We start from the raw sequence: 25,350 nt of genomic DNA, 5'->3' as shown, positions 1-25,350 counted from the left end.
TAAACATAATGGTGGAACAATGAATATTAAGAAGAATATTTCAATCTTAGGAAGCACTGGTTCAATAGGAACTCAGTGCTTAGAGATTGTTGATGATAATGATGATTTAAATGTGGTAGCTCTATCAGCAGGTAGTAACGTTACATTGCTATGTGAGCAGGCCGTTAAGTATAAACCTGAAATTGTTTGTATTTATGATGATAGTAAGGTTACAGATGTAAAGGATAAATTAAAAGATACTGATATTAAGGTTGTATCTGGAATGGATGGTTTAATTGAAATTGCAACAGTTGAAAGTGCAGATGTTGTACTTACATCTGTTGTTGGAATGATTGGAATTAAACCAACAATCGCAGCTATTAATGCAGGTAAGGACATAGCTCTCGCTAATAAGGAAACTTTAGTTTGCGCAGGGCATATTATTATGCCTTTAGCTAGAAAAAAGGGCGTTAAGATTTTACCAGTTGATAGTGAACATAGTGCTATTTTCCAGTCGTTAAATGGAGAAAGCAATGAGAAAATAGATAAAATTTTACTTACAGCTTCAGGTGGACCATTTAGAGGTTATACAAGAGAACAGATGAAAAATGTTACACTTGCAGATGCGCTTAATCATCCAAACTGGAGTATGGGTAAAAAAATTACCATTGATTCTTCTACAATGGTAAACAAGGGACTAGAAGTCATGGAGGCTAGATGGTTGTTTGATGTTTCTATTGATGACATAGAAGTTGTAATTCAGCCACAAAGTTTAATTCATTCCATGGTTCAATATGTTGATGGTGCCATAATAGCACAGCTTGGTACACCGGATATGAGATTACCAATTCAATATGCGCTTTTCTATCCAGAAAGAAGATTTTTAAAAGGTGATAGAGTAGATTTTAAGACTTTAAAATCAATAACATTTGATACACCTGATCTTGATAATTTCAAAGGATTATATTTAGCACTTGCTGCGGCAAGACGTGGTGGTAATATTCCAACTGCATTTAATGCAGCGAATGAACTTGCAGTTAGTAAGTTTTTAAATGAAGAGATTAAATATCTAGAGATTGTTGATCTTATTGAATATGTTATGAATAATATTGAGTTTATAGATAATCCAGATGTTGATCAGATACTTGATACAGAGAAGAAGGCATATGAATTGATTAATGAGAAATTAGATAACAATAGGAAATGATTAATAAATGAAAAAAATGAAAATTAGGATTAAAGAGGAGATTTAATGCTAAAGTAAGGAGCAATGATGCAAAGAATAATTAGTATACTAATAGCAATTTTGATTTTTAGTATTCTTGTAATATTCCATGAATTTGGTCATTTTATTGTGGCTAAAAAAAGTGGGATTAAGGTACTTGAGTTTTCGGTCGGAATGGGACCAAGAATTTTTTCAAAACAGAAAGGTGAAACACTTTATAGCATAAAGGCATTACCACTTGGTGGTTCTTGTATGATGTATGGTGAAGATGAGGATGAGGAAAAACTGGATTCCGAGAAAGACCGGGCATTTGGTAGTAAGTCCGTATGGGCAAGAATAGCAGTAGTTGCAGCAGGACCTGTATTTAATTTTATTTTAGCTCTTGTTGTTGCTATTGGACTTGTTATTGCAGGCGGAGTTGCAAAACCTTATGTTGTTGATGTTGAAAAAGATAGTCCAACATACGAAGCTGGAATTCGTAATGGTGATGTTGTTTTAAGATATGATGGAGCTAAAATTTTTACTAGTGATGATGTTATGTTAAGACAGTATACAACTACAACCAAACAATCTGAAAATATTAAAGTTGTATATAAGAGAAAAGGTAAAAAGCATACAGCTACAATTAAACCAAAAGAGAAACAAAGAATATTATTAGGTATTTCATATTCACCAACTGATTTACCTGTAACAGCACTTGAACCTGTATTAGAGGATGGCGCATTTGCTAAGGCTGGTGGTAAAGCAGGAGATACTATTCTTAGTATTGATGGCGTTGAAATGAAAAATGGAAAAGAATTTGCAAAATATACATCAAATCATCCATTTACAGAAGGTAAGAAACTTTCAATTGTTATTAAACGAGGAAATAAGGAAAAAACTATTGAAGTTGCGCCTAAGATGATGACAGTATATGAAACAGGATTTGATGTTAATGGTATTAGAAAGAAAGTAGGTCCACTTGGATGCGTTAAATATGGTTACGCTACTTTTAGATATAACATTAACATGGTAGTTCAAAGTCTTAAGTTGATTTTTACAGGCTCGGTTAAGAAAGAAGAAGTTTCAGGACCAATCGGAATAGTTGGAGCTATTGGAGATACATATGAGCAAAGCATAATTCAGGGTATTAAGGTTGTTATTATGAATTTAGCAAGTTTACTTGTTATGCTTAGTGCAAACTTAGGTGTTATGAATCTTTTACCGATTCCAGCACTTGATGGTGGACGACTAGTATTCTTATTTTTTGAGGCAGTAAGAGGTAAGCCTGTTGATAGAGAAAAAGAAGGATTTGTTCATCTTGTAGGATTTGCGTTACTTATGGTATTAATGGTATTTTTATTCTATAATGATATTTCAAAAATCATAGCTGGTATGTAAAGAGGTGATTTTATGCATAGAGACAGTACGAAAGTAATTAAAATTGGAAATAAGGTTATAGGTGGAGGTAATCCAATACTTATTCAGTCTATGACAAATACAAAAACTGAGGATGTTGAAAGTACAGTAGCTCAGATTAAGGAATTAGAAAAAGAAGGTTGTGAAATTATAAGAGTTGCCGTTCCAACTATGGAGGCTGCTGAAGCTATTTCAAAAATCAAACCACAGATTAATATTCCTTTAGTTGCTGACATACATTTTGATTATAAACTTGCAATTGCTGCAATGGATAATGGAGCGGATAAAATTAGAATTAACCCTGGTAACATTGGTTCAATAGAGAATTTAAGAGCAGTAGTTGAAAGAGCGAAAATAGACAATATTCCAATTAGAATAGGTGTAAACAGTGGTTCGCTTGAAAAGGATATCTTGGATAAGTACGGTAAGGTTACACCAGAAGGTATTGTTGAAAGTGCTTTATTAAAGATTAAGATTATTGAAGGACTTGGTTATGATAATCTTGTAATTAGTCTTAAGTCATCAGATGTAATGATGTGTCTTAAAGCGCATGAGATGATAGCTGAAAAAACAAATTATCCATTACATATTGGAATAACTGAATCTGGAACTTTACGTACAGGAACAGTTAAATCATCAGTTGGACTTGGTATTTTAATTCATGAAGGAATTGGAGATACCATGAGAGTTTCACTTACTGGTGATCCTGTTCATGAAGTTAGAGTTGCAAAGGATATTTTAAAGAGTTTAGGACATAGACAGGATGGTATTACTGTTGTATCATGTCCTACTTGTGGAAGAACAAAGATTGATTTAATAAACCTTGCTAATAAAGTTGAAGAGGCTGTTAGAGAGTTTGAAGATTTAGATATTAAGGTTGCAGTAATGGGTTGCGTGGTTAACGGACCTGGTGAAGCTAGAGAAGCAGACATAGGAATTGCTGGTGGAGATGGCAAGGGTGTACTTATAAAAAAAGGCGAAATTATTAGAACGATGGATGAGAGTGAATTATTAAATGCACTCATTGAAGAACTAAGAAATTGGAATAATAATTAGGAGAGTTAGTTGTGGGAAGACGTAAGTTTTATGATGTATTTCCAGGAATAAAACTTAAAGATAATTATAAAGATGTTTTCAATGAAGTTGAAGTTGAAAGAGCCACAGTGAACAAGGAAAGAACTAAGTATAACATTTATATTGTTACGCATCGATTAATTGGAAGAAAGATATTCGATGAAGTTGAAGAAACAATTAATGAGCAATTCTTTCCAAATGTAGTGGTAGATGTTAACATCATTGAAAACTATGAATTATCAAGTCAGTATAATCTAGGGATTATATTTACTGAATATAAGGATAGCTTTGCACATATTTATGCGCAAGGAGGTCAGCTGGATAAAGCTTTTTTTGATAGAATCAAGTTTGATGTTGAGGGAGATGTAATTAAAGCATCAGTTGCTGATAATTTAATAGCCAGGGACAAGGCACCTAAACTTGAATCAATTATAAAAAGTGTTTTTTTAACCAAGTTTAGAATTGCTGTTAATATGGAGTGGAATTTCTTAAGTGAAAAAGATGAAAATAATGACAGTGAATTAATATATGAAAGCTTGGTTAAGACAATTAATAAAAATATTGTGGCATTAAGAAGTAAGGCTGAAAGTGAGAAGGCATCTAGTGAGGAAGAAAGTGCTACAAGTTCAGATTCTTCTAATGGAGGTGAAGGTACAAAGGCTAAAGAAGTAGTTAGTGCGCCTAAGGAAGAAGTTAAGAAGGAAAATAAGGAAGATGGTAGGGCGAAATTTAATGATGGAGGAAGATATAAAAAGAGACTTCCTGATGATCCATCAGTTATATTTGGTAGAAATTTCGCTGATGAAGAAGCTCTTCCTATATGTGAAATACAAAGTGAAATCGGCGTTGTAATAGTTAGAGGACAAATCATTAATTTTGAGGAACGTGAGATAAGAGGTGAGAAGTCCATTGTTACAATTACAATGACTGATTTTACAGATACAATATGCGTAAAAATATTTATTAGAAATGAACAACTTGATGAAATCAGGGATAGACTAGGTAAGGGTACATTCATAAAAGTAAACGGTGTATGTATCATGGATACATATGATAGAATGCTTGAAATATCATCGGTTACTGGTATAAAGGAGATTCCTGATTTTAGAGTAAAAAGACAGGATAATAGTTTAAAGAAAAGAGTTGAACTTCACTGCCATACAAAGATGAGTGAAATGGATGGTGTAAGTGATACTGGCGCGATTGTAAAGCGTGCATATTCATGGGGGCATAGAGCCATTGCCATTACAGATCATGGTGTTGTACAGGGATTCCCTGATGCAAGACATGCTTATGATGACATTGTTGATGGATATAAGAAGAGTCATGATGGCAGCACAGAAGGTCTTGACTTTAAAGTATTATATGGAGTTGAAGCATATCTTGTTGATGATGAGAAGCAAATGGTTACTAACGACAAGGGGCAAAGCCTTGAGGGTACATTTGTTGTATTTGATATAGAAACAACAGGTTTTTGTGCAAAGACGGATAAGATTATTGAAATTGGTGCAGTTAAGATTGTTGATGGTGAAATTAAGGAAAGATTTTCAACATTTATTAATCCAGAGATTCCAATTCCATATAGAATTGAAGTATTAACGAGTATAAATGACGAAATGGTAAAGGATGCAGATACTATTGATGTAGTCCTTCCGAAGTTCTTAGACTTCTGTGGCGATGCAGTTTTAGTTGCACATAATGCAGATTTTGATACTTCATTTATTTGTGCAAAGGCAGAGGAACTTGGTATTGAAACTGATTTTACATATATGGATACAGTTATAATGGCAAGATTTCTAATTCCTGAACTATCAAGATTTAAGTTAGATACAGTTGCTAAGAATTTGAAAATTCCGCTTAATAATCATCATAGAGCAGTTGATGATGCAGAATGTACTGCACTTATATTCCAAAAACTTATTGGAAGATTGCAGGATAGAAATATTAATACATTAAAAGAGGCAAATGAAAAGAGTGCTTCAGATATTGAAATTATTAAGAAAGCACCAACATATCATGCCATTATTTTAGTTAAGAATAATGTTGGACGAGTTAATCTATATAAATTAATTTCAAATTCGCATATAGAATTCTTTAATAAGAGACCAAGAATTCCAAAGAGTGATTATCATAAACTTAGTGAAGGCCTTATGATAGGAAGTGCCTGTGAAGCAGGTGAACTATATCAGGCGATTATTCATGAAAGACCCGAGGCAGAAATTGCAAGATTATGTAATTTCTATGATTATTATGAAATTCAGCCTCTTGGAAATAATGAGTTTATGTTAAAGACGGGTAATCCTGAAATAGATGATAAGAAGAAATTCTTAGTTGATGATATTGAAGTTTTAAAAGATTATAATAGAAAGATTGTTGCGCTAGGAGAGAAGTTTAATAAACCAGTAGTTGCAACTTGCGATGTTCATTTTCTAGATCCAGAAGATGAAATATACAGAAGAATAATTCAGGCAGGTAAGGGATTTAAGGATGCTGATAATCAGGCTCCATTATTCTTAAGAACTACAGAAGAGATGCTTGAAGAATTCGATTATTTAGGATATGAAAAAGCAGAAGAAGTAGTAATAACAAATACTAATAAAATTGCTGATATGATTGAAAATATATCACCTATACATCCTGATAAGTGTCCACCTGAAATTGAAAATTCAGATGTTATGCTTAGAGAAATATGCTATAAAAAGGCTCATGAGATGTATGGTGAAGAGTTGCCAACAATAGTTAAAGAAAGACTTGATAAGGAACTAAACTCTATTATTGGTAATGGATATGCAGTTATGTATATTATGGCTCAGAAACTTGTTTGGAAGTCAAATGAAGATGGATACTTAGTTGGTTCTAGAGGATCAGTAGGTTCATCATTTGTTGCCACCATGTCTGGTATTACTGAGGTTAACCCATTAAGACCACATTATTATTGTAAGCATTGTAAGTATTCTGATTTTGAATCAGAAGAAGTTAAAGCTAATGCCGGTGGTTGTGGATTTGACCTTCCAGATAAGGATTGTCCTGTATGTGGTAATAAACTTACTAAGGATGGATTTGATATTCCGTTTGAAACATTCCTTGGTTTCTACGGAGATAAGGAACCGGATATCGACCTTAACTTCTCAGGTGATTATCAGGCAAATGCTCATGCATACACTGAAGTCATGTTTGGCAAGGGACATTCATTTAGAGCAGGAACAATTACAGGTGTAGCTGAAAAGACTGCATATGGATATGTTAGAAAGTATTTTGAAGAACGAGGCATTAACAAGCGAAATTGTGAAATAGAAAGACTTGCAAAGGGATGTGAAGGAATTAGAAGAAGTTCCGGTCAGCATCCAGGCGGTATGGTTATTGTACCAGCGGATAAGGAAATATATGATTTTACACCAGTACAGAAACCAGCAAATGATATGACAACTGATACAATTACAACTCATTTTGAATATCATGCAATTGATGCAAACCTTTTAAAACTTGATATTCTTGGACACGATGATCCTACGATTATCAGAATGCTTGAGGATTTGACAGATACAAATGCGCAGGAGATTCCACTTGATGATCCTACGGTAATGTCTTTATTTGCTAATACTGATGCACTTGGAATAAAACCTGAAGATATAGCAGGAACACCACTTGGAAGCTTAGGTATTCCTGAATTTGGTACAGACTTTGTTATAGGAATGCTTCAGGATACAAAGCCTACTAAGTTCGCTGATTTGGTTAGAATATCCGGACTTTCTCATGGTACTGACGTTTGGCTTAATAATGCTCAGTATTTCATAGAACAGGGGTATTGTACTCTTTCAACAGCTATTTGTACACGAGATGATATTATGACATATCTTATTTACAATGGAGTTGAAAGTGGTCTTGCGTTTAATATAATGGAAGCTGTTAGAAAGGGTAAGGTTGCTAAAGGCAAGGAAAAGAAGTGGCCTGAGATGGAAGCAGCCATGAAGGAAGCTGGAATAGAGGATTGGTATATTGAATCCTGTAAGAGAATTAAATACATGTTCCCTAAGGCACACGCAGCAGCTTACGTTATGATGGCATATAGAATAGCTTATTATAAAGTATTTTATCCACTAGCTTATTATGCAGCGTATTTTAGTATTAGAGCTAAAGCATTTGATTATGAAACTATGTGTTTAGGTAAAGAAAAACTCATGGCTAATTATGAGAGACTTATGGCCATGAAAGAGGCAGGAACATTATCGCAAAAAGATGATTTAACAATAAAAGATATGAAACTTGTTATGGAAATGTATGCGAGGGGGTTAGAGTTTTTACCTATAGATATATATAATTCTGATGCTAAAAGGTTTAAAATAGTGGATGGTAAACTACTTCCGCCATTTAATAAAATTAAGGATATGGGAGATAATGCCGCAATATCCTTGAATGAAGCAGCAAAATGTGGTAAATTCTTATCTAAGGAAGATTTACTTAATAGAGCGAAGATTAGTAAAACTAATGTTGAATATATGACGGAACTAGGGTTATTAGAGGGCCTATCAGAGAAAAATCAGATTTCATTATTTGATTTAGGACAGTTGTAAAGGAGAATGGATATGTTGGAAAAGTTCGAAAAGTTAACAACAGAAGTTAAGATAATACTTGGTATGATTGTAGCCTTGTTTATTGTCTCATTTATTCTGATTTTTAACGGAAATAATACCTCTAACAAAAAGAACGGTAAGGAGACTGTTAATCTTACTGTTGATGAAGGTATGACTAAAGAGACGGAGACTCAGACAGAACCAGTGACAGAAGAAGGAAATCAAAAAGAAGCGTCACTTAATGCTAAGAATGATGCTGAAAAGTTGATGAAAGATATGTCACTTCATGATAAGATTTGTCAGATGTTTATTGTTTCTCCAGAGGAATTAACAGGTGTTAGTTTAGCAACACTTGCTGGTGATACTACAAAGGCATCAATAGAGAAGAATCCAGTCGGCGGTATTATTTATTTTGAAAAGAATATTAAAAAACGAGATCAGATTAAAGAGATGATTGAGGGAACTAAGAAGTACGCTAAGGATTATAATAATGTTCCATTATTTGCATGTGTAGATGAAGAAGGTGGAAAAGTTTCTAGAGTAGCATCAGCACTTGATGATGTTACAAAACTTGATAGTATGTATTCTTATAAGGATAAAGGAACAGACACAGCAAGAAGCAATGCAAAAACAATAGCTGAAAGTATTGCAGAACTTGGATTTAATGTTGATTTTGCACCAGTTGCTGATACATTCTCAAATTCAAGTAATGACGTTATTGGAGATAGATGTTACAGTGATTCATATGAGGAATGTGCTTCATTAGTATCTAATGCAGTTAAAGGATTCGCTGATGGTGATGTGCTTTGTACATTAAAGCATTTTCCGGGACATGGTGATGCATCAGGAGATTCACATGATGGTGCGGCTAAATCTGATAAGACATTAGAAGAACTTAAGAAGGAAGATTTAGTACCATTTGTATCAGGTATTAAGGCAGGAGCACCATTTGTTATGGTTGGTCATATTACAATGTCTGATGTTGATAATGAAATTGCATCTTTATCAAAAACAATTATTACTGATACACTTAAGGGTGAATTAGGTTATCAGGGGATTGTTATTACAGATGCACTTGATATGGGAGCAATCACTTCAAGTTATAAGAGTGATGAAGCTGCTATTAAGGCAATTGAAGCTGGAGCTGATATGCTTTTATCACCAGCTAGTCTTGAAGATGCTGTTAAGGGCGTTGAAGCAGCAGTTAAAGATGGCAAAATTTCAGAAGATAGAATTAATGAAAGCGTACTTAAGATTTTAACACTTAAGTGTGATTCATTAGATCAATAATAGAAAATTATTAAAAACACCGGGAGTTTAACTTCCGGTGTTTTAATGTATAAAAACCACTTGCATTTTATATTTTTTCTGTTATAATACTCTTTGTGACTAATATATATGGCCAGTTGGTCAAGGGGTTAAGACGCCGCCCTCTCACGGCGGAATCAGGGGTTCGATTCCCCTACTGGCTGTTAAAAGGATTCGCATTTGCGAATCCTTTTTATTGGGTTATTTGCGTTAGTGTATGGAAAATACTTGCAAATATATTAATAAGTGTTATAATACTTACAGAAAGTTAATATTACTAGAGTAAAAGTGGACTTCCTAAGAGGTCCACTTTTCTATTGATTAAAAGGAGGAATAGTAATTGGCAAAGAAAGATATTTACGAAAGTAAATGTGAAGAATTAATTACTCCAATTATTGAAGAAAACAAATTTGAACTTGTTGATGTGGAGTATGTAAAAGAAGGCAGCAATTATTATTTAAGGGTTTATATTGATAAACCAGGTGGAATAACAGTGGATGACTGTGAAGTTGTTAGTAGAAGCTTTAATGAAATATTAGATAGTGAAGATTTTATTGAAGATTCATATATTTTTGAAGTTAGTTCACCGGGACTTGGTAGACCACTTAAGAAGGACAGAGACTTTGAAAGAAGCATTGGAGAGGAAGTAGATATTAAACTTTATAGAGCAATTGATAAATCCAAGGATTATACAGGTGTTCTTAAAGCATATACTGAACAAACAGTTGATGTTGAATTTGAAGATGGTCAGGTTAAAACTTTTGATAGAAAAGACATTGCTCTTATTAGATTGTCTTTTGACTTTTAATTAGAACAATTAAAGGTGATACATATTACCTTATAAATAAGTTAATAATCATTTAGATAAAATTAAATATAGTTAAAGGAGGAATTTTGGAAAATGAATAAGGAACTAATTAATGCACTTGATTTACTTGAGAAGGAAAAGGATATAAGTAAGGAGGTTTTATTTGAGGCTATTGAGAACTCACTTCTTACAGCTTGTAAAAATCATTTTGGTAAAACTGAAAACATGAAGGTTACTGTTGATAGAGAAACAGGTGACTATCATGTTTATGTTGAAAAGGTAGTTGTTGATGAGGTGATGGATAATGTTACTGAAATTTCAAAGGAAGATGCAAGAGAAGTTGATGCAAAGGCTGTCCTTGGCGATACAGTAAAAATTGAAATTAGCTCAAAAGATTTTGGTAGAATTGCTACAACAAGCGCTAAAAATGTTATTTTACAGAAGATTCGTGAAGAAGAAAGAAAATCTTTATATCAGATTTTTAGTGAAAAAGAAAAAGATGTTGTTACAGGTATTGTTCAGAGAATCAATGGTAAGAACATCAGTATTGATTTGGGCAAGGTAGATGCTGTTCTTACAGAAAAGGAACAGGTTCCAACAGAAAGCTTTAAGCCAACAGAAAGAATTAAGTTATATATTGTTAAAGTAGAAGAAACAAGTAAGGGACCAAGTATTAAGGTTTCAAGAACACATAAGAATCTTGTTAAGAGATTATTTGAAAATGAAGTTGCTGAAATTCAGGATGGTGTAGTAGAAATTAAGGCTATTTCTCGTGAACCGGGTCAGAGAACAAAGATGGCTGTTCATTCAAATAATCCAGATGTTGATCCAATAGGAGCATGTGTTGGTGTTAACGGTGAAAGAGTAAATGCAGTTGTTGCTGAACTTTATGGTGAAAAGATTGATATCATTAAGTGGGAAGACAATGATGCATTATTTGTTGAAAATTCTCTTAGCCCAGCAACTGTACAGTACGTTGAAGTTGATCTTGATGAAAAGAAAGCTTTAGTAGTTGTACCTGATGATCAGTTATCACTTGCAATTGGTAGAGAAGGACAGAATGCAAAACTTGCAGCTAAACTTACAAATTACAAGATTGATATTAAGAGTGAATCACAGGCTCAGGAAGCTGGAATTGAGTACAGAACAGAGTATGAAGATGAAGAATACTACGATGAAGATGAAGAGTATTATGACGAAAATTCAGAAGAGTATGATGAATATGAAGATTCAGAAAGTTCAGTGGAAGAAGACGAATAATTGAAAGTAGGAATGAACATGTCGGGTAAAAGAAAAGTTGGACGTACCTGTGTAGGTTGTAGAAATGTAAAAGAAAAGAAAGAGCTTATTCGAGTTGTTAAGAATAATGAAAATGAAATTTTCATTGACAAGACAGGCAGGGCTAATGGTAGAGGAGCATATATTTGCAATGATCTTAATTGCCTTAAACTTGCAAGAGAAAATAAAGGACTTGAAAAATCTTTTAAATGTAAGATTGATAATGAAATTTACGAAAAATTAGAAGGTGAGTTTAATGAATAGTAATATTTCTTTTTTGGGAATAATAACCAAAGCAGGAAAAGTAGTAAGTGGAGATGAATCAGTACTAGATACCATTAGAAGTGGTAAGGCTAAACTTGTTTTAGTAGCATCTGATGCATCAGATAATACAATTAAAAAATACACTGACAAATGTTCATATTATAAGGTTGACATTAAGGTTGTTTCAACAAAGGAGGAACTTGGAATGTTAACGGGTACTTCAATTAGAGCGGTAGTTGCTATTGTTGATGAAAATATGGCAAATACGTTAAAGAGTAAGATTGAAAAAGTTTGAATGTAATTTTGAATTATAAAATGGTAAGAAATGAGAATCGCATATTCGATTAATTAGGAGGATTTAAATGGCTAAAATGAGAATACATGAATTGGCAAAACAAATAAATGTTGAAAATTCACAGATTATTAAAGTATTGCAAGATGCTGGCGTAGAAGTAAAGAGTCATATGAGCAGTATTGAAGATAAAGATATTGAATTTGTAAAAAAGAAATTAGGCATTAGTGGCGCTTCTACTAGTAGCGATGTTGCTACTAAGGAAGAAAAACCTAAAAAAGAGGCAGAGAAGAAATCAGAGAAAAAAGCTGAAGATAAAAAGGAAGTAAAGGCAGAAGAAAAAGCTGCTGAGGCTAAGGTTGAATCAACTGAAGATGAGCCTAAGAAGAAAAGAATCTTAGTTGCAAATCATAGACCAGATGCTGCTAAAAAGAAAAGACCAGATGATAGAAAGAAGAGACCTGAAGGTGCTAAGGTTGAAGGTAACAAGCCTGCAGAAAGCAGAGATGATGAAAACAGAAATTCTGTTAATAGGCCTGTAAATAGAAATGATAGAAATCAGGGTAAGCCAGGTAATGACAGAAATGGTCGCCCAAATGATAGAAATCAAAATAATGATAGAAATCAGAATGGTGATAGAAATAATAACCGTGATAGAAATAATAATCGTAACGGTGATAGAAGAGATAACAGAGATAACAGAAACTTCGATAATAGAAATAACAACCGTAATGGCGATAGAAACTTTGATAGAAATCAGAGATTTGATAAGAGAGATGGCGATAACAGAAATAATGATAATCGCGGTGGTAAGCCATTTGATAAGAGAGATAATAGAGACAACAGAGACAATAGAGATAACAGAGGCGGAAGAAATGACAGAAATGACAGAAGATTTGACAGAGACGATAAGGTTTCAGCAGCTGATGTTATGACTGATAAGAACAGAAAAGGCAGAGAAGATAAGCTTAAATATGATAAGGAAAAGAGAAGAGATAACGATAATGGCGATTTCGTAAAGGGTAAAGGTAAGAACAAGGGCAAGAAGAAAGAACAGCCTAAACAGCCTGTACTTGAAAAGCCAAAGCAGAAGGTTGAAGAACCTAAGGAAGAAATTAAGGTTATCACAATTCCTGAAAGCCTTACAATTGGTGAGCTTGCTTCAAAGATGAAGATTCAGGCTTCAACTCTTATTAAGAAGTTATTTATGGAAGGTAAGATTGTTACTCTTAATACAGAGATTGATTTTGAAACAGCTGAAAACATTGCAATTGATTATGAAATCATTGCTGAAAAAGAAGAAGTTGTTGATGTTATTGAAGAACTTCTTAAGGAAGATGAAGAAGATCCAAACACAATGGTTAAGCGTTCACCAGTAGTCTGCGTTATGGGTCACGTTGACCATGGTAAAACTTCACTTCTTGATGCTATTAGAGAAACAAACGTAATTTCAGGCGAAGCAGGTGGTATTACACAGCATATCGGTGCGTACGTTGTTGAAGCTAATGGCGAAAAGATTACATTCTTAGATACACCAGGTCATGAAGCATTTACTGCAATGAGACTTCGTGGTGCTAAGTCAACAGATATTGCAATTTTAGTTGTAGCTGCAGATGATGGTGTTATGCCTCAGACTATTGAAGCTATTAACCATGCTAAAGCAGCTGGTATTGAAATTATTGTTGCAATTAATAAGATAGATAAGCCAAGTGCAAACATTGAACGAGTTAAGAAAGAACTTACAGAATATGAACTTATCCCAGAAGATTGGGGTGGAAGTACAATCTGTGTACCAGTTTCAGCTCATTCAAGAGAGGGTATTGATAACCTCCTTGAAATGATTTTACTTCAGGCTGAAGTACTTGAACTTAAGGCTAATCCAAATAGAATGGCTAGAGGTCTTATCATCGAAGCTAAGCTTGATAAGGGTAAAGGTTCAGTTGCTAACATTTTAGTTCAGAAGGGTACACTTCATGTAGGTGATCCAATTGCCGTTGGTTCATTCTATGGTAGAGTTAGAGCAATGACAGATGACAGAGGTAACAAGATTAAGACTGCAGGTCCATCAACTCCTGTTGAGATTCTTGGTCTTAATGGTGTACCTAATGCTGGTGATACATTTGTTGTAACTAAGAACGAAAAAGAAGCTAGAAACTTCGCAGAAACATTCATTAGAGATAGCAAGATTAAGATGATTGAAGGTACAAAGAGCAAATTATCTCTCGATGATTTATTTGATCAGATTCAGGCTGGTGACGTTAAAGAATTTAACGTAGTAGTTAAGGCTGACGTTCAGGGTTCAGTTGAAGCTGTTAAGCAGAGTCTTTCAAAACTTTCAAATGACGAAGTTGTTGTTAAGATTATTCACGGTGGTGTAGGTTCAATTAATGAATCTGACGTTATATTAGCATCAGCATCTAATGCTATTATCATTGGTTTTAATACAAGACCAGATAATCAGGCAAAGGAAATTGCTGAGAAGGAAAAGGTTGATGTAAGACTTTATAGTGTAATTTACAAGGCTATTGAAGATGTAGAAGCAGCTATGAAGGGATTACTTGATCCAGTATATGAAGAAAGAGTTATTGGTCATGCTGAAATTAGACAGACATTCAAGGCTTCAGGCGTTGGTGTTATCGCTGGTTCTTATGTTCTTGACGGTTTCTTTGAAAGAGGATGTAGCGCAAGAATTACAAGAGAAGGCGAGCAGATCTTTGATGGCCCTGTAGCATCACTTAAGAGATTCCAGGATGATGTTAAGGAAGTTAAGAGTGGATTTGAATGTGGTATTGTTTTTGAAAAATTCAATGATCTTAAGGAAGGCGACATGATCGAGAGCTACAAGATGGTTGAGGTGCCTAGATAAATGAGAAAAAACAGTATAAAAAATACGAGAATTAATAGTGAGGTTGCACACGAATTATCTAATATAATTCGTGGTGACCTTAAGGATCCTAGAATTAATCCGCTTACAAGTGTTGTATCTGTTGATGTAACACCTGATTTAAAACATTGTAAGGCTTATATTAGTGTTTTAGGTGATGAAAAATCACAGAAGGATACATATGATGGTCTTATGAGTGCGGAAGGATATATTAGAAGACAGTTAGCTAAAAACATTAATCTTAGAAATACACCAGAGATTACATTTGTTATGGATCAGTCTATTGAACGTGGTGTATATATGTCTAAGAGAATTGATGATGTTACAAAGGCTGACAGACACGAAGATAGTGTCGATGAAGATACTGAAGAATAAAAGTTAGTATCAAATCGATACTAAGTGATTGTTAGGATTATTATGAGGAATTAATATGAATGATATATTAATTAAAAATCTTGAAAATGCAAAAAGTGTTGGAATAGCAGGACATATTCATCCGGATGGTGATTGTATTGGTAGTTCATTATCAATATATAATTATATAAAATTAAACTATAAAGATGTTGATGTTGATGTTTATTTAGAAGATTATCCAGACAAGTTTCACTTTATAAAAGGCAGTGATGAAATAACTAATAATGATAAAAGCGATAAGGTTTATGATTTATTTATTGCAGTTGATTCTAGTAGTTTGGATAGACTTGGTTATGGTATTAAGTACTTTGAAAGTGCAAAGAAAACAATTTGTATTGATCATCATATTAGTAATGAATATTACGCCGATGAAGTAGTACTTGATGCTAAAGCTAGTTCAGCATGTGAAGTCATTTTTGATTTATTAGATATTGATAAAATAAATAAGGATATTGCTGAAGCACTTTATCTTGGTATGGTTACAGATTCTGGTGTGTTTAAATATGAACAGACTAGTAGAAAAACCATGGAGAAAGCAGGAAGACTTCTTGATTTTGGTGTTGATACAACAGCTATTATCGATGGAGCCTTTTATGAAAAAACATATAGACAGAATCAGATAATGGGTAGAATTCTTCTTGAAAGCATGCTTTTGATGGATGGAAAGTGCATACTTGGTTATTGTACAAAAAAACTCATGGATTTTTATAACGTGGGTAAGGAAGACATGGATGGTGTTGTTGATCAGTTACGTCTTACCAAGGGAACAGAATGTGCAATATTCTTATATGAAACAGGAGATTTAGAATTCAAGGTGAGTCTTCGCTCAAAGAGATATGTTGACGTAAGTAAAATAGCCGTTCACTTTGGCGGTGGTGGACATATTAGAGCTGCAGGATTTACCATGAATGGAACAATGCATGACATTGTAAATAATATTACAGAGCAAATTGAATTACAGATATGATAAACGGAATAGTAAATGTGTATAAAGAAAAAGACTTTACTAGTCATGATGTTGTTGCAAAGTTAAGAGGCATTTTAAAACAAAAGAAAATAGGACATACAGGAACGCTTGATCCACAAGCTGTGGGAGTGCTACCAGTATGTCTTGGGAATGCCACTAAGTTGTGCGAGTTGTTAACTGATAAAGAGAAAACTTATAAGGCAACAATAATACTTGGTGTTACTAGTGATACTGAGGATATGACTGGAGAAGTTAAGAGAATAACTTCTGAAGATGAAGTAAAAAAGCTTGATAAGGAAAAAATCATTGAAGTAATAAAGTCATTTGTTGGTGAGTATAATCAAGTTCCTCCAATGTATAGTGCTCTTAAAGTGAATGGTAAAAAACTTTATGAGCTTGCTAGAGAAGGAAAAGAAATTGAAAGAAAGCCAAGGAAAGTGGAAATACTTGATGTTAATGTGAGTATAGTGGATTTGCCGAAAATAGTTTTTACTGTAACTTGCTCAAAGGGAACATATATTAGATCTCTTTGCAGGGACATAGGTGAGAAACTTGGTGTTGGTGGATGCATGGATGAACTTATAAGGACAAAAGTATCAAGCTTTTGTATTGAAGATGCATATAAACTATCTGAAATTGAGGAAATGGTTAAGAATGAAAAAGAATTTGTTACTTCAATTGAGGATATGTTAAATATATACGAGAAAATAAAAGTTATTAAAGAATATGACAAATTGGTAGTAAATGGCAATAAGTTAGAAATTCAAAGTTTGATTGATTCTAGAATAATAGATATGAGTGTACTTGTTAAGAATAATACAGATACAAAAGTAAAAAGTGAGTCTTTTATTAAAATAAAAGAGAATTATTATAGAATATATGATTCAAATGATAAGTTGATTGGGTTGTATAAAAAAGAAAACGGTTTTTTAAAACCATATAAAATGTTTACTTAAAAATCTAACAATTTTTAAAACTTATTGAAAAAATAACTGATTTTGTGGTAATCTAGACAGTGGATGTAGAATGAAAATATATAAGAACTTAACAGATGTTAAATTAGAAAAATCAATAGTGTCAGTTGGAAAGTTTGATGGCCTTCATATGGGACATAGAGAAATCGTCAGAAAAATGAAGGAAAAAAAGAAAGCTGATACAAATCTTGTTGTTATAACATTTGCTGATATGCCGGGAAATGTACTTGGCGATAATGACGTTAAAATGATATTAACTCAGGATGAAAAAATAAGATTTTTTGAAATGCAGGATATCGATGTGCTTATTATGATTGAAGATGTTAAGGATTTTCTTATGATGAGTGCAGAGGATTTTGTAAAAAAAATACTTATTGATAAACTAGATACTATTTGTTTTGTTTGTGGTGATGATTTTAGATTTGGAAAAAATCGAATAGGAAACGTTGAATACTTAAAAGAACACAATTATAATCGATTTGAAATTATAAGTTTAAAAAAAATCATATATGAACATGGTGAAGTATCAAGTTCAAGAATTAGGGAGTGTATAGTGACTGGGGAAATAAAAAAGGCTAATGAGATGTTGCTCTCTAAGTTCTCCTTTATAGGAGTTGTTGAACACGGAAATCACATTGGTACAGGTATGAAGATGCCAACAGTAAATGTCATACCGGATGAGAATAAGATATTACCACCGTTTGGCGTATATGCTTCGACCGTTGTGATTGGAAAAGAAGAGTATAAGGGTATTACGAATATTGGTAGAAAACCAACAGTTTCGAGTAAGGAAAAATTAGGGGTTGAAACACATATTTTTGATGTTAATCTGGACTTATACGATAAGATAGTAGAGATTAAACTTTATGATTTTATTAGACCTGAAAAAAAGTTTGATAATCTAGATGAGTTAAAGACACAGGTTGATAAAGATATGAGTATAGTTAGAAATATGATTCTATAAATGATTAATGAATTATGTAAGAATCTATCAGATTGATTAAGCTTAAGGAGGAGCAGATTTTATCTGCGAAAAATTAAAAATGGGTAATTCAGCTATTTCAGCAATGATTTTAGGACTTTGTGCAGGACTTGGGTTTTTCCTGTATGGTATGAAACTTATGAGTGTAGGGCTTGAAAAGGTTGCTGGCTCGAAGATGAAGGATATTCTTAATTGGTGTACTAAGAATACCGGTATAGGTGTTGCGGTTGGCGTGATTTTCACAGCGGTAATTCAGTCATCGTCAGCTACAACTGTCATGGTAACTAGTTTTGTTAATTCAGGATTATTAAGTATTTATCAGGCAATTGGTCCTATTATTGGTGCCAATGTAGGTACAGCTGTAACAGGTCAGTTGGTATCATTTAAGTTAGATGCAGTTGCTCCAATATTTATTCTTGTCGGTGTTATTATGATTAACTTCATGAAGAAGCCTATGGTAAAAAATGTTGGTGAAGTATTATTCGGTTTTGGGGTATTGTTCTTTGGTATGAGTACACTTAAGAGCTCTATGGCAAGATTAGAGGATTTACCAAGTGTTGTAGATGCAATTAACTCAGTAAATAATCCAGTTGCAGCAATTGGTATTGGTCTATTAATTACTGGAGTTTTACAAAGTTCATCAGCAGCTGTTGGTATTGTGATTGGTATGGCAGCATCTGGTATCTTTACTAATCTAACTACAGCAAATTATTTTATTCTTGGATCAAACATTGGTGCAACAACACCAGCTGTTTTAGCATCATTACAAGGTAATAAAAATGCAAAGAGAGCTGCGTTGTCAGACGTTTTATATAATGCAATAACGGCACTTGTTTTTGCTTTTGTATTTATGGTATTTGGTGATAAATTTAATAGTTTTATCATGGATATTTCAAACGGAAGTGGAAAATATCAGATGTCAAGAGCAGTTGCTAACTCACAGTTAACCATCAAGGTGGCACAGATGATTGTTGCATTTCCGATAGCAAAGTATATTGTTAAATTATCAGAAACAATAATCAAAGGTGCTGATAAGGAAATTGAACCTTGTGAACTTAAGTACATTAATAGGGGGGCAGCTATCCTTCCAACGACTTGTGTACTTCAGGCTACAAGAGAGATTAATCGTATGGGTGTACATGCGATAGAGAATCTTGATAGAGCATTTGATGCATTGATATCAAAAGATTTATCAAAAATTGATGAAGTATATGAGACTGAAAAGCAGATTGACTATCTTAGTAAGGAAATTACAAATTACTTGGTTAAGATAGCTCAGACAGATATGCCTATTAATGATGCAAAATATATTGATGGATATTTCCATGTTGTAAGCGATATAGAGCGTATTGGCGATCATGCTGAGAATATTGCAGAATTTGCTCAGACTAGAGTGAAAGATGACATTCATTTTTCAGAAGTAGGTGTTTCAGAACTTACTGGAATGTATAATAAGGTGAAAAATTTACTTAAATTGTCACTTGAGGCATTTGTTAATAAAGAAAAAACACACCTTTTAGAAATACAGTTACTTGAAGATGAAATTGACGGATTAGAGGTACAACTTGAAAAGAATCATGTAAAACGTATGACAGAAGGAACTTGTTCTCCGAAGTCAGCTATTTATAGTGATTTAGTTTCTAACTTCGAACGTGTGGGTGACCATTCAATTAATATCGCTTATGCTATTTTTGAAGATGATGAAGATAGTGTAGAAGAAAAATTACAGAATGCATAGATATAAAATGTTACGGTTAGTATGAGACTTACCGTAACATTTTAATTTAGACTTGCTTTTTATTGGGAAAAGTGTTATATTATTTAGGTGTGTGAAATCACATAAACCAATACAAAGGATTTGGATACTCCAACCGATTCTTTAGTATTTGGCGAAATATTATTATTAGGAGGAAAGAATAATGATTACATCAGAAAAGAAAGCAGAAATCATTAAAGAGTATGGTAGAAAGGAAGGCGATACAGGTTCACCTGAAGTACAAATCGCAATTCTTACATACAGAATCAAAGAACTTACAGAACACCTTAAGGAAAACCCAAAGGATCATCATTCAAGAAGAGGTCTTCTTAAGATGGTAGGTAAGAGAAGAGGTTTACTTGCATATTATAAGGCAGATAATCTTGAAGGATATCGTGAACTTATTACTAAGCTCGGTATCAGAAAGTAATATAAAATTAACAATAGACTGGGTAGAACTATCCGGTCTATTGTTGTATTTGAATTTTTTACAAAATTAGTCTTGAAAAATATTATGTAAACCAAAGATTATAATCTTGGAAAACATATAAGGAAATTCCCGAGACCACTGAAGAACTCATAATAGTGTATGAAAGATAATACTGATTAATATGTATTAGTATGATTTCTTCAGTAGTTTCGGTACATCAAATCCTTATAAATGTTTTCCAGATTTAAATATATTTTAAAGGAGAATGATATGAAAACATTTACAATGGATCTTGCTGGTAGAACTTTAAAAGTTGAAATCGGCAAAGTTGCTGCACAGGCTAATGGCGCAGCTATGATGTTTTATGGTGACACTTGTGTGTTATCAACTGCAACAGCTTCAGATAAGCCTAGAGAAGGTGTTGACTTCTTCCCACTTTCAGTAGAATTTGAAGAGAAGATGTACGCTGTTGGTAAAATCCCTGGAGGATTTAATAAGAGAGAGGGTAAGGCTTCAGAGAACTCAATTCTTACAGCTCGTGTAATTGACAGACCTATGAGACCTTTATTCCCTAAGGATTATAGAAATGACGTAGCTCTTAATAACATGGTTATGTCAGTTGATCCTGAATGTAGACCAGAACTTGTTGCTATGTTAGGTTCAGCTATCGCAACATGTATTTCAGATATTCCATTCGATGGCCCATGTGCTATGACACAGGTAGGTATGATTGATGGTCAGTTTATAATTAACCCAAGCCAGAAGGATTGGAAGGATGGAGATCTTAAGCTAACAGTAGCTTCAACTAAGGAAAAGGTAATCATGATTGAAGCTGGTGCTAATGAAATCCCTGAAGATAAGATGATTGAAGCTATTTATATGGCTCATGATATTAACCAGACAGTCATTGCTTTCATCGAGCAGATTGTTGCTGAAGTTGGTAAAGAAAAGCACACATATGAAAGTTGTGCAATTCCAGAAGAACTTTTCGCTGCTATTAAGGAAATCGTTCCTCAGGAAGAGATGGAGAACGCAGTATTTACTGATGAAAAGCAGGCTAGAGAAGAAAACATCAAGGCAATTACTGAAAAGTTAGAAGAAGCATTTGCTGAGAATGAAGAATGGCTTGCAGTACTTGGTGAAGCTATTTACCAGTATGAAAAGAAGACAGTTCGTAAGATGATCTTAAAGGATGGTAAGAGACCTGATGGTAGAGCTATGAACCAGATTAGACCTCTTGCTGCAGAAGTTGATTTAATCCCTAGAGTACATGGTTCAGCTATGTTTACTAGAGGACAAACTCAGATCTGTAATGTATGTACACTTGCTCCACTTTCTGAAATTCAGAAGGTTGATGGACTTGATGAAAATACAACAGCTAAGAGATATATGCATCATTATAATTTCCCATCATACTCAGTTGGTGAAACAAAGCCATCAAGAGGACCGGGACGTAGAGAAATTGGACATGGTGCACTTGCTGAAAGAGCATTATTACCAGTTCTTCCATCAGAGGAAGAATTCCCATATGCAATAAGAACTGTATCAGAAACATTTGAATCAAATGGTTCTACATCAATGGCTAGTACATGTTCATCATGTATGTCACTTATGGCTGCTGGTGTCCCAATTAAGAAGATGGTTGCAGGTATCTCATGTGGTCTTGTGACTGGTGAAACAGATGATGATTATGTTCTTCTTACAGATATCCAGGGTCTTGAAGACTTCTTCGGAGACATGGACTTTAAGGTAACAGGTACAACTGATGGTATTACAGCTATTCAGATGGATATTAAGATTCACGGTCTTACAAGACCTATTGTTGAAGGCGCTATTGCTAGAACAAGAGAAGCTAGATTATTCATCATGGATACATGTATGAAGCCAGCAATTGCTGAGCCAAGAAAAGAACTTAGCCCATATGCACCTAAGATTGTTCAGATTATGATTGATCCAACTAAGATTGGTGATGTTGTAGGACAGAGAGGTAAGACAATCAACGCTATCATCGAAGAAACAGGCGTTAAGATTGACATTACTGATGAAGGCGCTGTATCAGTTTGTGGTACAGATAAAGAAGCTATGGATAAGGCTATTAAGTACATTGAAATCATTACAACAGACTTCGAAAAAGATCAGATCTTCGAAGGTAAGGTTGTATCAATTAAGGAATTCGGTGCATTCGTCGAATTTGCACCTGGTAAGGAAGGTATGGTTCACATTTCTAAGATTTCAAATGAAAGAATTAAGAATGTTGAAGATGTACTTACACTTGGTGATAAAGTTAAATGTATCTGCCTTGGCAAGGATAAGATGGGAAGAATCAGCTTTTCAATTAAAGATTGCCCTAAGTAGAAATTAGATAAAATATAAATTAACCCGAAAGATAATTATTCTTTCGGGTTTTTTATTGTTAATCCCCTTGTATTTAGCAAATTATGATATTATAATATTTACGTTATACTTTAGGAGGAAAAAATAATGAGTATTAAAGTTTTTATTGATGGTAGTGAAGGTACTACCGGGCTTCGTATAAATGAAAGAATTTCTGTTAGGGATGATATTGAAGTATTGACAATTAATCCAGAACTTCGTAAAGATCCAGCAGAAAGAAAGAAATTAATAAATGCATCTGATGTTACATTTCTTTGTCTTCCAGATGTAGCAGCTATAGAGGCAGTAAGTTTGATTGATCCTGATAATAATCATACATGCATTATTGATGCTTCAACTGCGCATAGAACTAATCCTGAATGGGCATATGGATTTCCAGAACTTGATAAGGAGTTCCGTGACAAGATTAAGAATAGCAAGAGAATCGCCGTTCCAGGTTGTTATGCATCAGGATTTATGATGATGGTATATCCACTTATTAAGATGGGCCTTATGGGTACGGATTATCCAGTAGCTGTATCAGCGCTTTCAGGTTATAGTGGAGCTGGCAAAAAAGCAATTGCTGTTTATGAATCAGATGATAAAACAGAAGATTTATTTGCGCCAAGAGAATATGCTCTTACTCAGCAGCATAAGCATTTAAAGGAAATGAAAGCAATTACAGGTTTAGATAGAGAACCATTATTTACACCTGTTGTTGATGATTATTATAGTGGTATGATTGTTACACTGCCAATTTATACGCATTTGCTAAAAGAAAAAGTAACACCTGAAGAACTTCATAAGAAGTTTGAAAATTACTATGAAGGTGAACAGTTTATTCAAGTTATGCCTTTTGGTAGTGAATCAGAGACCAATGGATTCTTCTCAGCAAATGCTATGTCTGGTAAGGATTATGCTAAGATTTACATTACAGGTAATGAAGATAGAATTTTAATTAATGCAATTTTTGATAACCTTGGGAAAGGAGCTTCAGGTGCAGCAATGCAATGTCTTAACGTTGTTTTAGGTTGTGATGAAGCTAAAGGATTAGTTTTATAAAATAAAAACTTATGATGCCACCACAGTTATGTGGTGGCATTTTATATTTAATGATTATTTAAGATATTTGTGATATTCTATACATATGAAGTCTAGGTTAGAAGATAAGATGATTATCTTTCAAGGTAGTTATTAAAGGAGGCGGATATGAAAACATTAGTAGTTTATTATTCACTGGAAGGAAATAGTAAATATATAGCAGAAAATATAAAGAGTTACGATGAGGAAAATATTACATTACTTGAATTAATACCAGTTAAGAAGTATCCAACAGGTGCAGTATCAAAGTTTTTCTGGGGTGGAAAGAGTGCTATGATGGGAGAAAAGCCAGAACTCGAAAGTTATAGTGTAAATCTTAGTGAGTATGATAGAGTGATATTTGGTTTTCCGGTTTGGGCAGCTAGATTCACACCGCCATTAAGGACATTTATTGATGAGAATAGAGATGCGCTCGAAGGTAAGAAGATTGCTGCTTATGCATGTATGGCAGGAAGTGGTGGAGATAAAGCATTATCGAAATTAAAAGAAGAACTTGGAATTAGTGAATTTGAAGAGCAAATGATACTAATTAATCCTAAGGAAAATGATAATGAAGAGAATAATAAAAAGATAGTAGCATTTTGTGAAGGGTTGTTTACATAAAGTTGTAACAAAGTTAAAAGGACCATTGTATAAAATATATACAAGTAGGTCCTTTTATATTATTTTATTTGGGATGTATAATCTAAAATTATATAGTATAATGAAAATGGAGTAATTTGTTTGAAGAATAGGAGATGTAATGAAAGTATACAAGTTTTATGGTAATGAATCAAAGGATGTTTTACCTATAGATGATAAATATAAAAAAATAAAAAATCAGAGACATTTATATGATATATTAGATAATCTATGGGAGAAAAAGACATGTGCTCCAAGACTTCAGGATGGATGGAGTGAGAGTAATAAAACATTAGGACAGTGTTCTATAACAGCTTTTCTTGTTCAGGATATATTTGGTGGAGAGGTTAGAGGCATACTTAGACCAGCTGGAAATTATCATTGTTACAATGTTGTAGGTGATTCTTTATTTGATTTAACTAGTGAGCAGTTTGGTGATGAAGTATTAGATTATACTGATAATCCAATTCAAACTAGAGAAGAACATTTTTCTAAACAAGAAAAATATGAAAGATATTTATATCTTAAAGAAAAATTAGATGAAGTATTGAAGAATATGTAGAGGAATATACATAATTACTTTGAAAATGAGTAATTGTGTTTTTTATAAATGTTTGTAATAGATGAGCGGGAGATTATAAAAAAGGATAA

General features: G+C 33.5%; 20 protein-coding genes and 1 tRNA gene. All 21 read left to right on the top strand.

The features are described 5' to 3' along the window. Window positions 1-19: 19 nt before the first annotated feature. The 21 genes from B5D16_RS02020 to B5D16_RS01920 all read left to right on the top strand — a co-directional run bounded on the left by B5D16_RS02020 (window position 20) and on the right by B5D16_RS01920 (window position 25,261). Window positions 20-1,186, top strand: coding sequence for a 1-deoxy-D-xylulose-5-phosphate reductoisomerase (locus tag B5D16_RS02020; protein ID WP_078765296.1), 1,167 nt, complete (start codon window positions 20-22; stop codon window positions 1,184-1,186). A gap of 66 nt (window positions 1,187-1,252) precedes the next feature. Next, window positions 1,253-2,584 carry an RIP metalloprotease RseP gene (gene rseP, locus B5D16_RS02015; protein WP_159444255.1) on the top strand — a complete coding sequence of 444 codons (1,332 nt, stop codon included), beginning with the start codon at window positions 1,253-1,255 and terminating at the stop codon, window positions 2,582-2,584. A gap of 12 nt (window positions 2,585-2,596) precedes the next feature. Beyond that, the gene (gene ispG / locus B5D16_RS02010) at window positions 2,597-3,658 is read left to right on the top strand and encodes a flavodoxin-dependent (E)-4-hydroxy-3-methylbut-2-enyl-diphosphate synthase (RefSeq protein WP_078765294.1); all 1,062 of its coding nucleotides are present in this window, start codon (window positions 2,597-2,599) and stop codon (window positions 3,656-3,658) included. Between the two features lie 11 nt (window positions 3,659-3,669). Further along, the gene (locus tag B5D16_RS02005) at window positions 3,670-8,247 is read left to right on the top strand and encodes a PolC-type DNA polymerase III (protein WP_078765293.1); all 4,578 of its coding nucleotides are present in this window, start codon (window positions 3,670-3,672) and stop codon (window positions 8,245-8,247) included. Between the two features lie 12 nt (window positions 8,248-8,259). After that, window positions 8,260-9,537, top strand: a complete 1,278-nt coding sequence (locus B5D16_RS02000) for a glycoside hydrolase family 3 protein (RefSeq protein ID WP_159444254.1) — start codon at window positions 8,260-8,262, stop codon at window positions 9,535-9,537. A gap of 110 nt (window positions 9,538-9,647) precedes the next feature. Then, window positions 9,648-9,719 (top strand) — tRNA-Glu (locus tag B5D16_RS01995). A 176-nt stretch (window positions 9,720-9,895) separates the two neighbouring features. Continuing rightward, window positions 9,896-10,363 (top strand): ribosome maturation factor RimP, encoded by a 468-nt coding sequence (rimP, locus tag B5D16_RS01990; protein ID WP_078765291.1) that lies wholly within the window; start codon window positions 9,896-9,898, stop codon window positions 10,361-10,363. Window positions 10,364-10,456: 93 nt separating this feature from the next. Next, window positions 10,457-11,623 (top strand): transcription termination factor NusA, encoded by a 1,167-nt coding sequence (gene nusA, locus B5D16_RS01985; RefSeq protein ID WP_078765290.1) that lies wholly within the window; start codon window positions 10,457-10,459, stop codon window positions 11,621-11,623. A gap of 18 nt (window positions 11,624-11,641) precedes the next feature. Continuing rightward, on the top strand, window positions 11,642-11,905 hold the full coding sequence (gene rnpM / locus B5D16_RS01980; protein ID WP_078765485.1) for an RNase P modulator RnpM: 264 nt from the start codon (window positions 11,642-11,644) through the stop codon (window positions 11,903-11,905). Beyond that, window positions 11,898-12,200: a L7Ae/L30e/S12e/Gadd45 family ribosomal protein gene (locus B5D16_RS01975; protein ID WP_078765289.1), complete on the top strand. Its 303-nt coding sequence runs from the start codon at window positions 11,898-11,900 to the stop codon at window positions 12,198-12,200. The genes rnpM and B5D16_RS01975 overlap by 8 nt, the downstream gene beginning before the upstream one ends. A gap of 76 nt (window positions 12,201-12,276) precedes the next feature. Beyond that, entirely contained in the window at window positions 12,277-15,063 is a 2,787-nt protein-coding gene (gene infB, locus B5D16_RS01970; RefSeq protein ID WP_423240940.1) for a translation initiation factor IF-2, read from the top strand. Next, window positions 15,064-15,456, top strand: a complete 393-nt coding sequence (gene rbfA / locus B5D16_RS01965) for a 30S ribosome-binding factor RbfA (RefSeq protein ID WP_078765287.1) — start codon at window positions 15,064-15,066, stop codon at window positions 15,454-15,456. It abuts the gene before it with no gap. A 55-nt stretch (window positions 15,457-15,511) separates the two neighbouring features. Beyond that, window positions 15,512-16,462: a DHH family phosphoesterase gene (locus B5D16_RS01960; RefSeq protein WP_078765286.1), complete on the top strand. Its 951-nt coding sequence runs from the start codon at window positions 15,512-15,514 to the stop codon at window positions 16,460-16,462. Further along, window positions 16,459-17,418, top strand: a complete 960-nt coding sequence (truB, locus tag B5D16_RS01955) for a tRNA pseudouridine(55) synthase TruB (RefSeq protein WP_078765285.1) — start codon at window positions 16,459-16,461, stop codon at window positions 17,416-17,418. Before B5D16_RS01960 ends, truB begins: the two co-directional genes overlap by 4 nt. Before the next feature lie 70 nt (window positions 17,419-17,488). Next, window positions 17,489-18,400 carry a bifunctional riboflavin kinase/FAD synthetase gene (locus B5D16_RS01950; RefSeq protein WP_078765284.1) on the top strand — a complete coding sequence of 304 codons (912 nt, stop codon included), beginning with the start codon at window positions 17,489-17,491 and terminating at the stop codon, window positions 18,398-18,400. 79 nt (window positions 18,401-18,479) lie between these two features. Further along, window positions 18,480-20,156: a Na/Pi cotransporter family protein gene (locus B5D16_RS01945; protein WP_078765283.1), complete on the top strand. Its 1,677-nt coding sequence runs from the start codon at window positions 18,480-18,482 to the stop codon at window positions 20,154-20,156. Between the two features lie 181 nt (window positions 20,157-20,337). Further along, on the top strand, window positions 20,338-20,604 hold the full coding sequence (rpsO, locus tag B5D16_RS01940) for a 30S ribosomal protein S15 (protein ID WP_078765282.1): 267 nt from the start codon (window positions 20,338-20,340) through the stop codon (window positions 20,602-20,604). Between the two features lie 270 nt (window positions 20,605-20,874). Further along, complete coding sequence (locus B5D16_RS01935; RefSeq protein ID WP_078765281.1) at window positions 20,875-22,959, top strand: polyribonucleotide nucleotidyltransferase; 2,085 nt, start codon at window positions 20,875-20,877, stop codon at window positions 22,957-22,959. Window positions 22,960-23,085: 126 nt separating this feature from the next. Continuing rightward, window positions 23,086-24,039, top strand: a complete 954-nt coding sequence (argC, locus tag B5D16_RS01930) for an N-acetyl-gamma-glutamyl-phosphate reductase (RefSeq protein WP_078765280.1) — start codon at window positions 23,086-23,088, stop codon at window positions 24,037-24,039. A gap of 147 nt (window positions 24,040-24,186) precedes the next feature. Continuing rightward, the gene (locus B5D16_RS01925) at window positions 24,187-24,681 is read left to right on the top strand and encodes a flavodoxin family protein (protein WP_078765279.1); all 495 of its coding nucleotides are present in this window, start codon (window positions 24,187-24,189) and stop codon (window positions 24,679-24,681) included. Window positions 24,682-24,820: 139 nt separating this feature from the next. Further along, window positions 24,821-25,261 carry a YunG family protein gene (locus tag B5D16_RS01920; protein ID WP_078765278.1) on the top strand — a complete coding sequence of 147 codons (441 nt, stop codon included), beginning with the start codon at window positions 24,821-24,823 and terminating at the stop codon, window positions 25,259-25,261. The last annotated feature ends 89 nt before the right edge of the window (window positions 25,262-25,350 follow it).

The organism is Eubacterium uniforme, from assembly GCF_900167115.1.
GTDB classification, from domain to species: Bacteria; Bacillota; Clostridia; order Lachnospirales; family Lachnospiraceae; genus Eubacterium_S; species Eubacterium_S uniforme.
This window is presented reverse-complemented; position numbering and strand designations above follow the sequence as displayed.

Excerpts from the sequence above, each read along its gene's own strand:
- rbfA (WP_078765287.1), top strand. The coding sequence starts at position 15,064 with ATGAGAAAAAACAGTATAAAAAATACGAGAATTAATAGTGAGGTTGCA.
- B5D16_RS01935 (WP_078765281.1), top strand. The coding sequence starts at position 20,875 with ATGAAAACATTTACAATGGATCTTGCTGGTAGAACTTTAAAAGTTGAA.
- B5D16_RS02020 (WP_078765296.1), top strand. The coding sequence starts at position 20 with ATGAATATTAAGAAGAATATTTCAATCTTAGGAAGCACTGGTTCAATA.
- B5D16_RS01975 (WP_078765289.1), top strand. The coding sequence starts at position 11,898 with ATGAATAGTAATATTTCTTTTTTGGGAATAATAACCAAAGCAGGAAAA.
- rseP (WP_159444255.1), top strand. The coding sequence starts at position 1,253 with ATGCAAAGAATAATTAGTATACTAATAGCAATTTTGATTTTTAGTATT.
- nusA (WP_078765290.1), top strand. The coding sequence starts at position 10,457 with ATGAATAAGGAACTAATTAATGCACTTGATTTACTTGAGAAGGAAAAG.
- B5D16_RS01945 (WP_078765283.1), top strand. The coding sequence starts at position 18,480 with ATGGGTAATTCAGCTATTTCAGCAATGATTTTAGGACTTTGTGCAGGA.
- B5D16_RS01920 (WP_078765278.1), top strand. The coding sequence starts at position 24,821 with ATGAAAGTATACAAGTTTTATGGTAATGAATCAAAGGATGTTTTACCT.
- B5D16_RS01950 (WP_078765284.1), top strand. The coding sequence starts at position 17,489 with ATGAAAATATATAAGAACTTAACAGATGTTAAATTAGAAAAATCAATA.
- B5D16_RS02000 (WP_159444254.1), top strand. The coding sequence starts at position 8,260 with ATGTTGGAAAAGTTCGAAAAGTTAACAACAGAAGTTAAGATAATACTT.
- B5D16_RS01925 (WP_078765279.1), top strand. The coding sequence starts at position 24,187 with ATGAAAACATTAGTAGTTTATTATTCACTGGAAGGAAATAGTAAATAT.
- truB (WP_078765285.1), top strand. The coding sequence starts at position 16,459 with ATGATAAACGGAATAGTAAATGTGTATAAAGAAAAAGACTTTACTAGT.
- rpsO (WP_078765282.1), top strand. The coding sequence starts at position 20,338 with ATGATTACATCAGAAAAGAAAGCAGAAATCATTAAAGAGTATGGTAGA.
- ispG (WP_078765294.1), top strand. The coding sequence starts at position 2,597 with ATGCATAGAGACAGTACGAAAGTAATTAAAATTGGAAATAAGGTTATA.
- B5D16_RS01960 (WP_078765286.1), top strand. The coding sequence starts at position 15,512 with ATGAATGATATATTAATTAAAAATCTTGAAAATGCAAAAAGTGTTGGA.
- infB (WP_423240940.1), top strand. The coding sequence starts at position 12,277 with ATGAGAATACATGAATTGGCAAAACAAATAAATGTTGAAAATTCACAG.
- rnpM (WP_078765485.1), top strand. The coding sequence starts at position 11,642 with ATGTCGGGTAAAAGAAAAGTTGGACGTACCTGTGTAGGTTGTAGAAAT.
- argC (WP_078765280.1), top strand. The coding sequence starts at position 23,086 with ATGAGTATTAAAGTTTTTATTGATGGTAGTGAAGGTACTACCGGGCTT.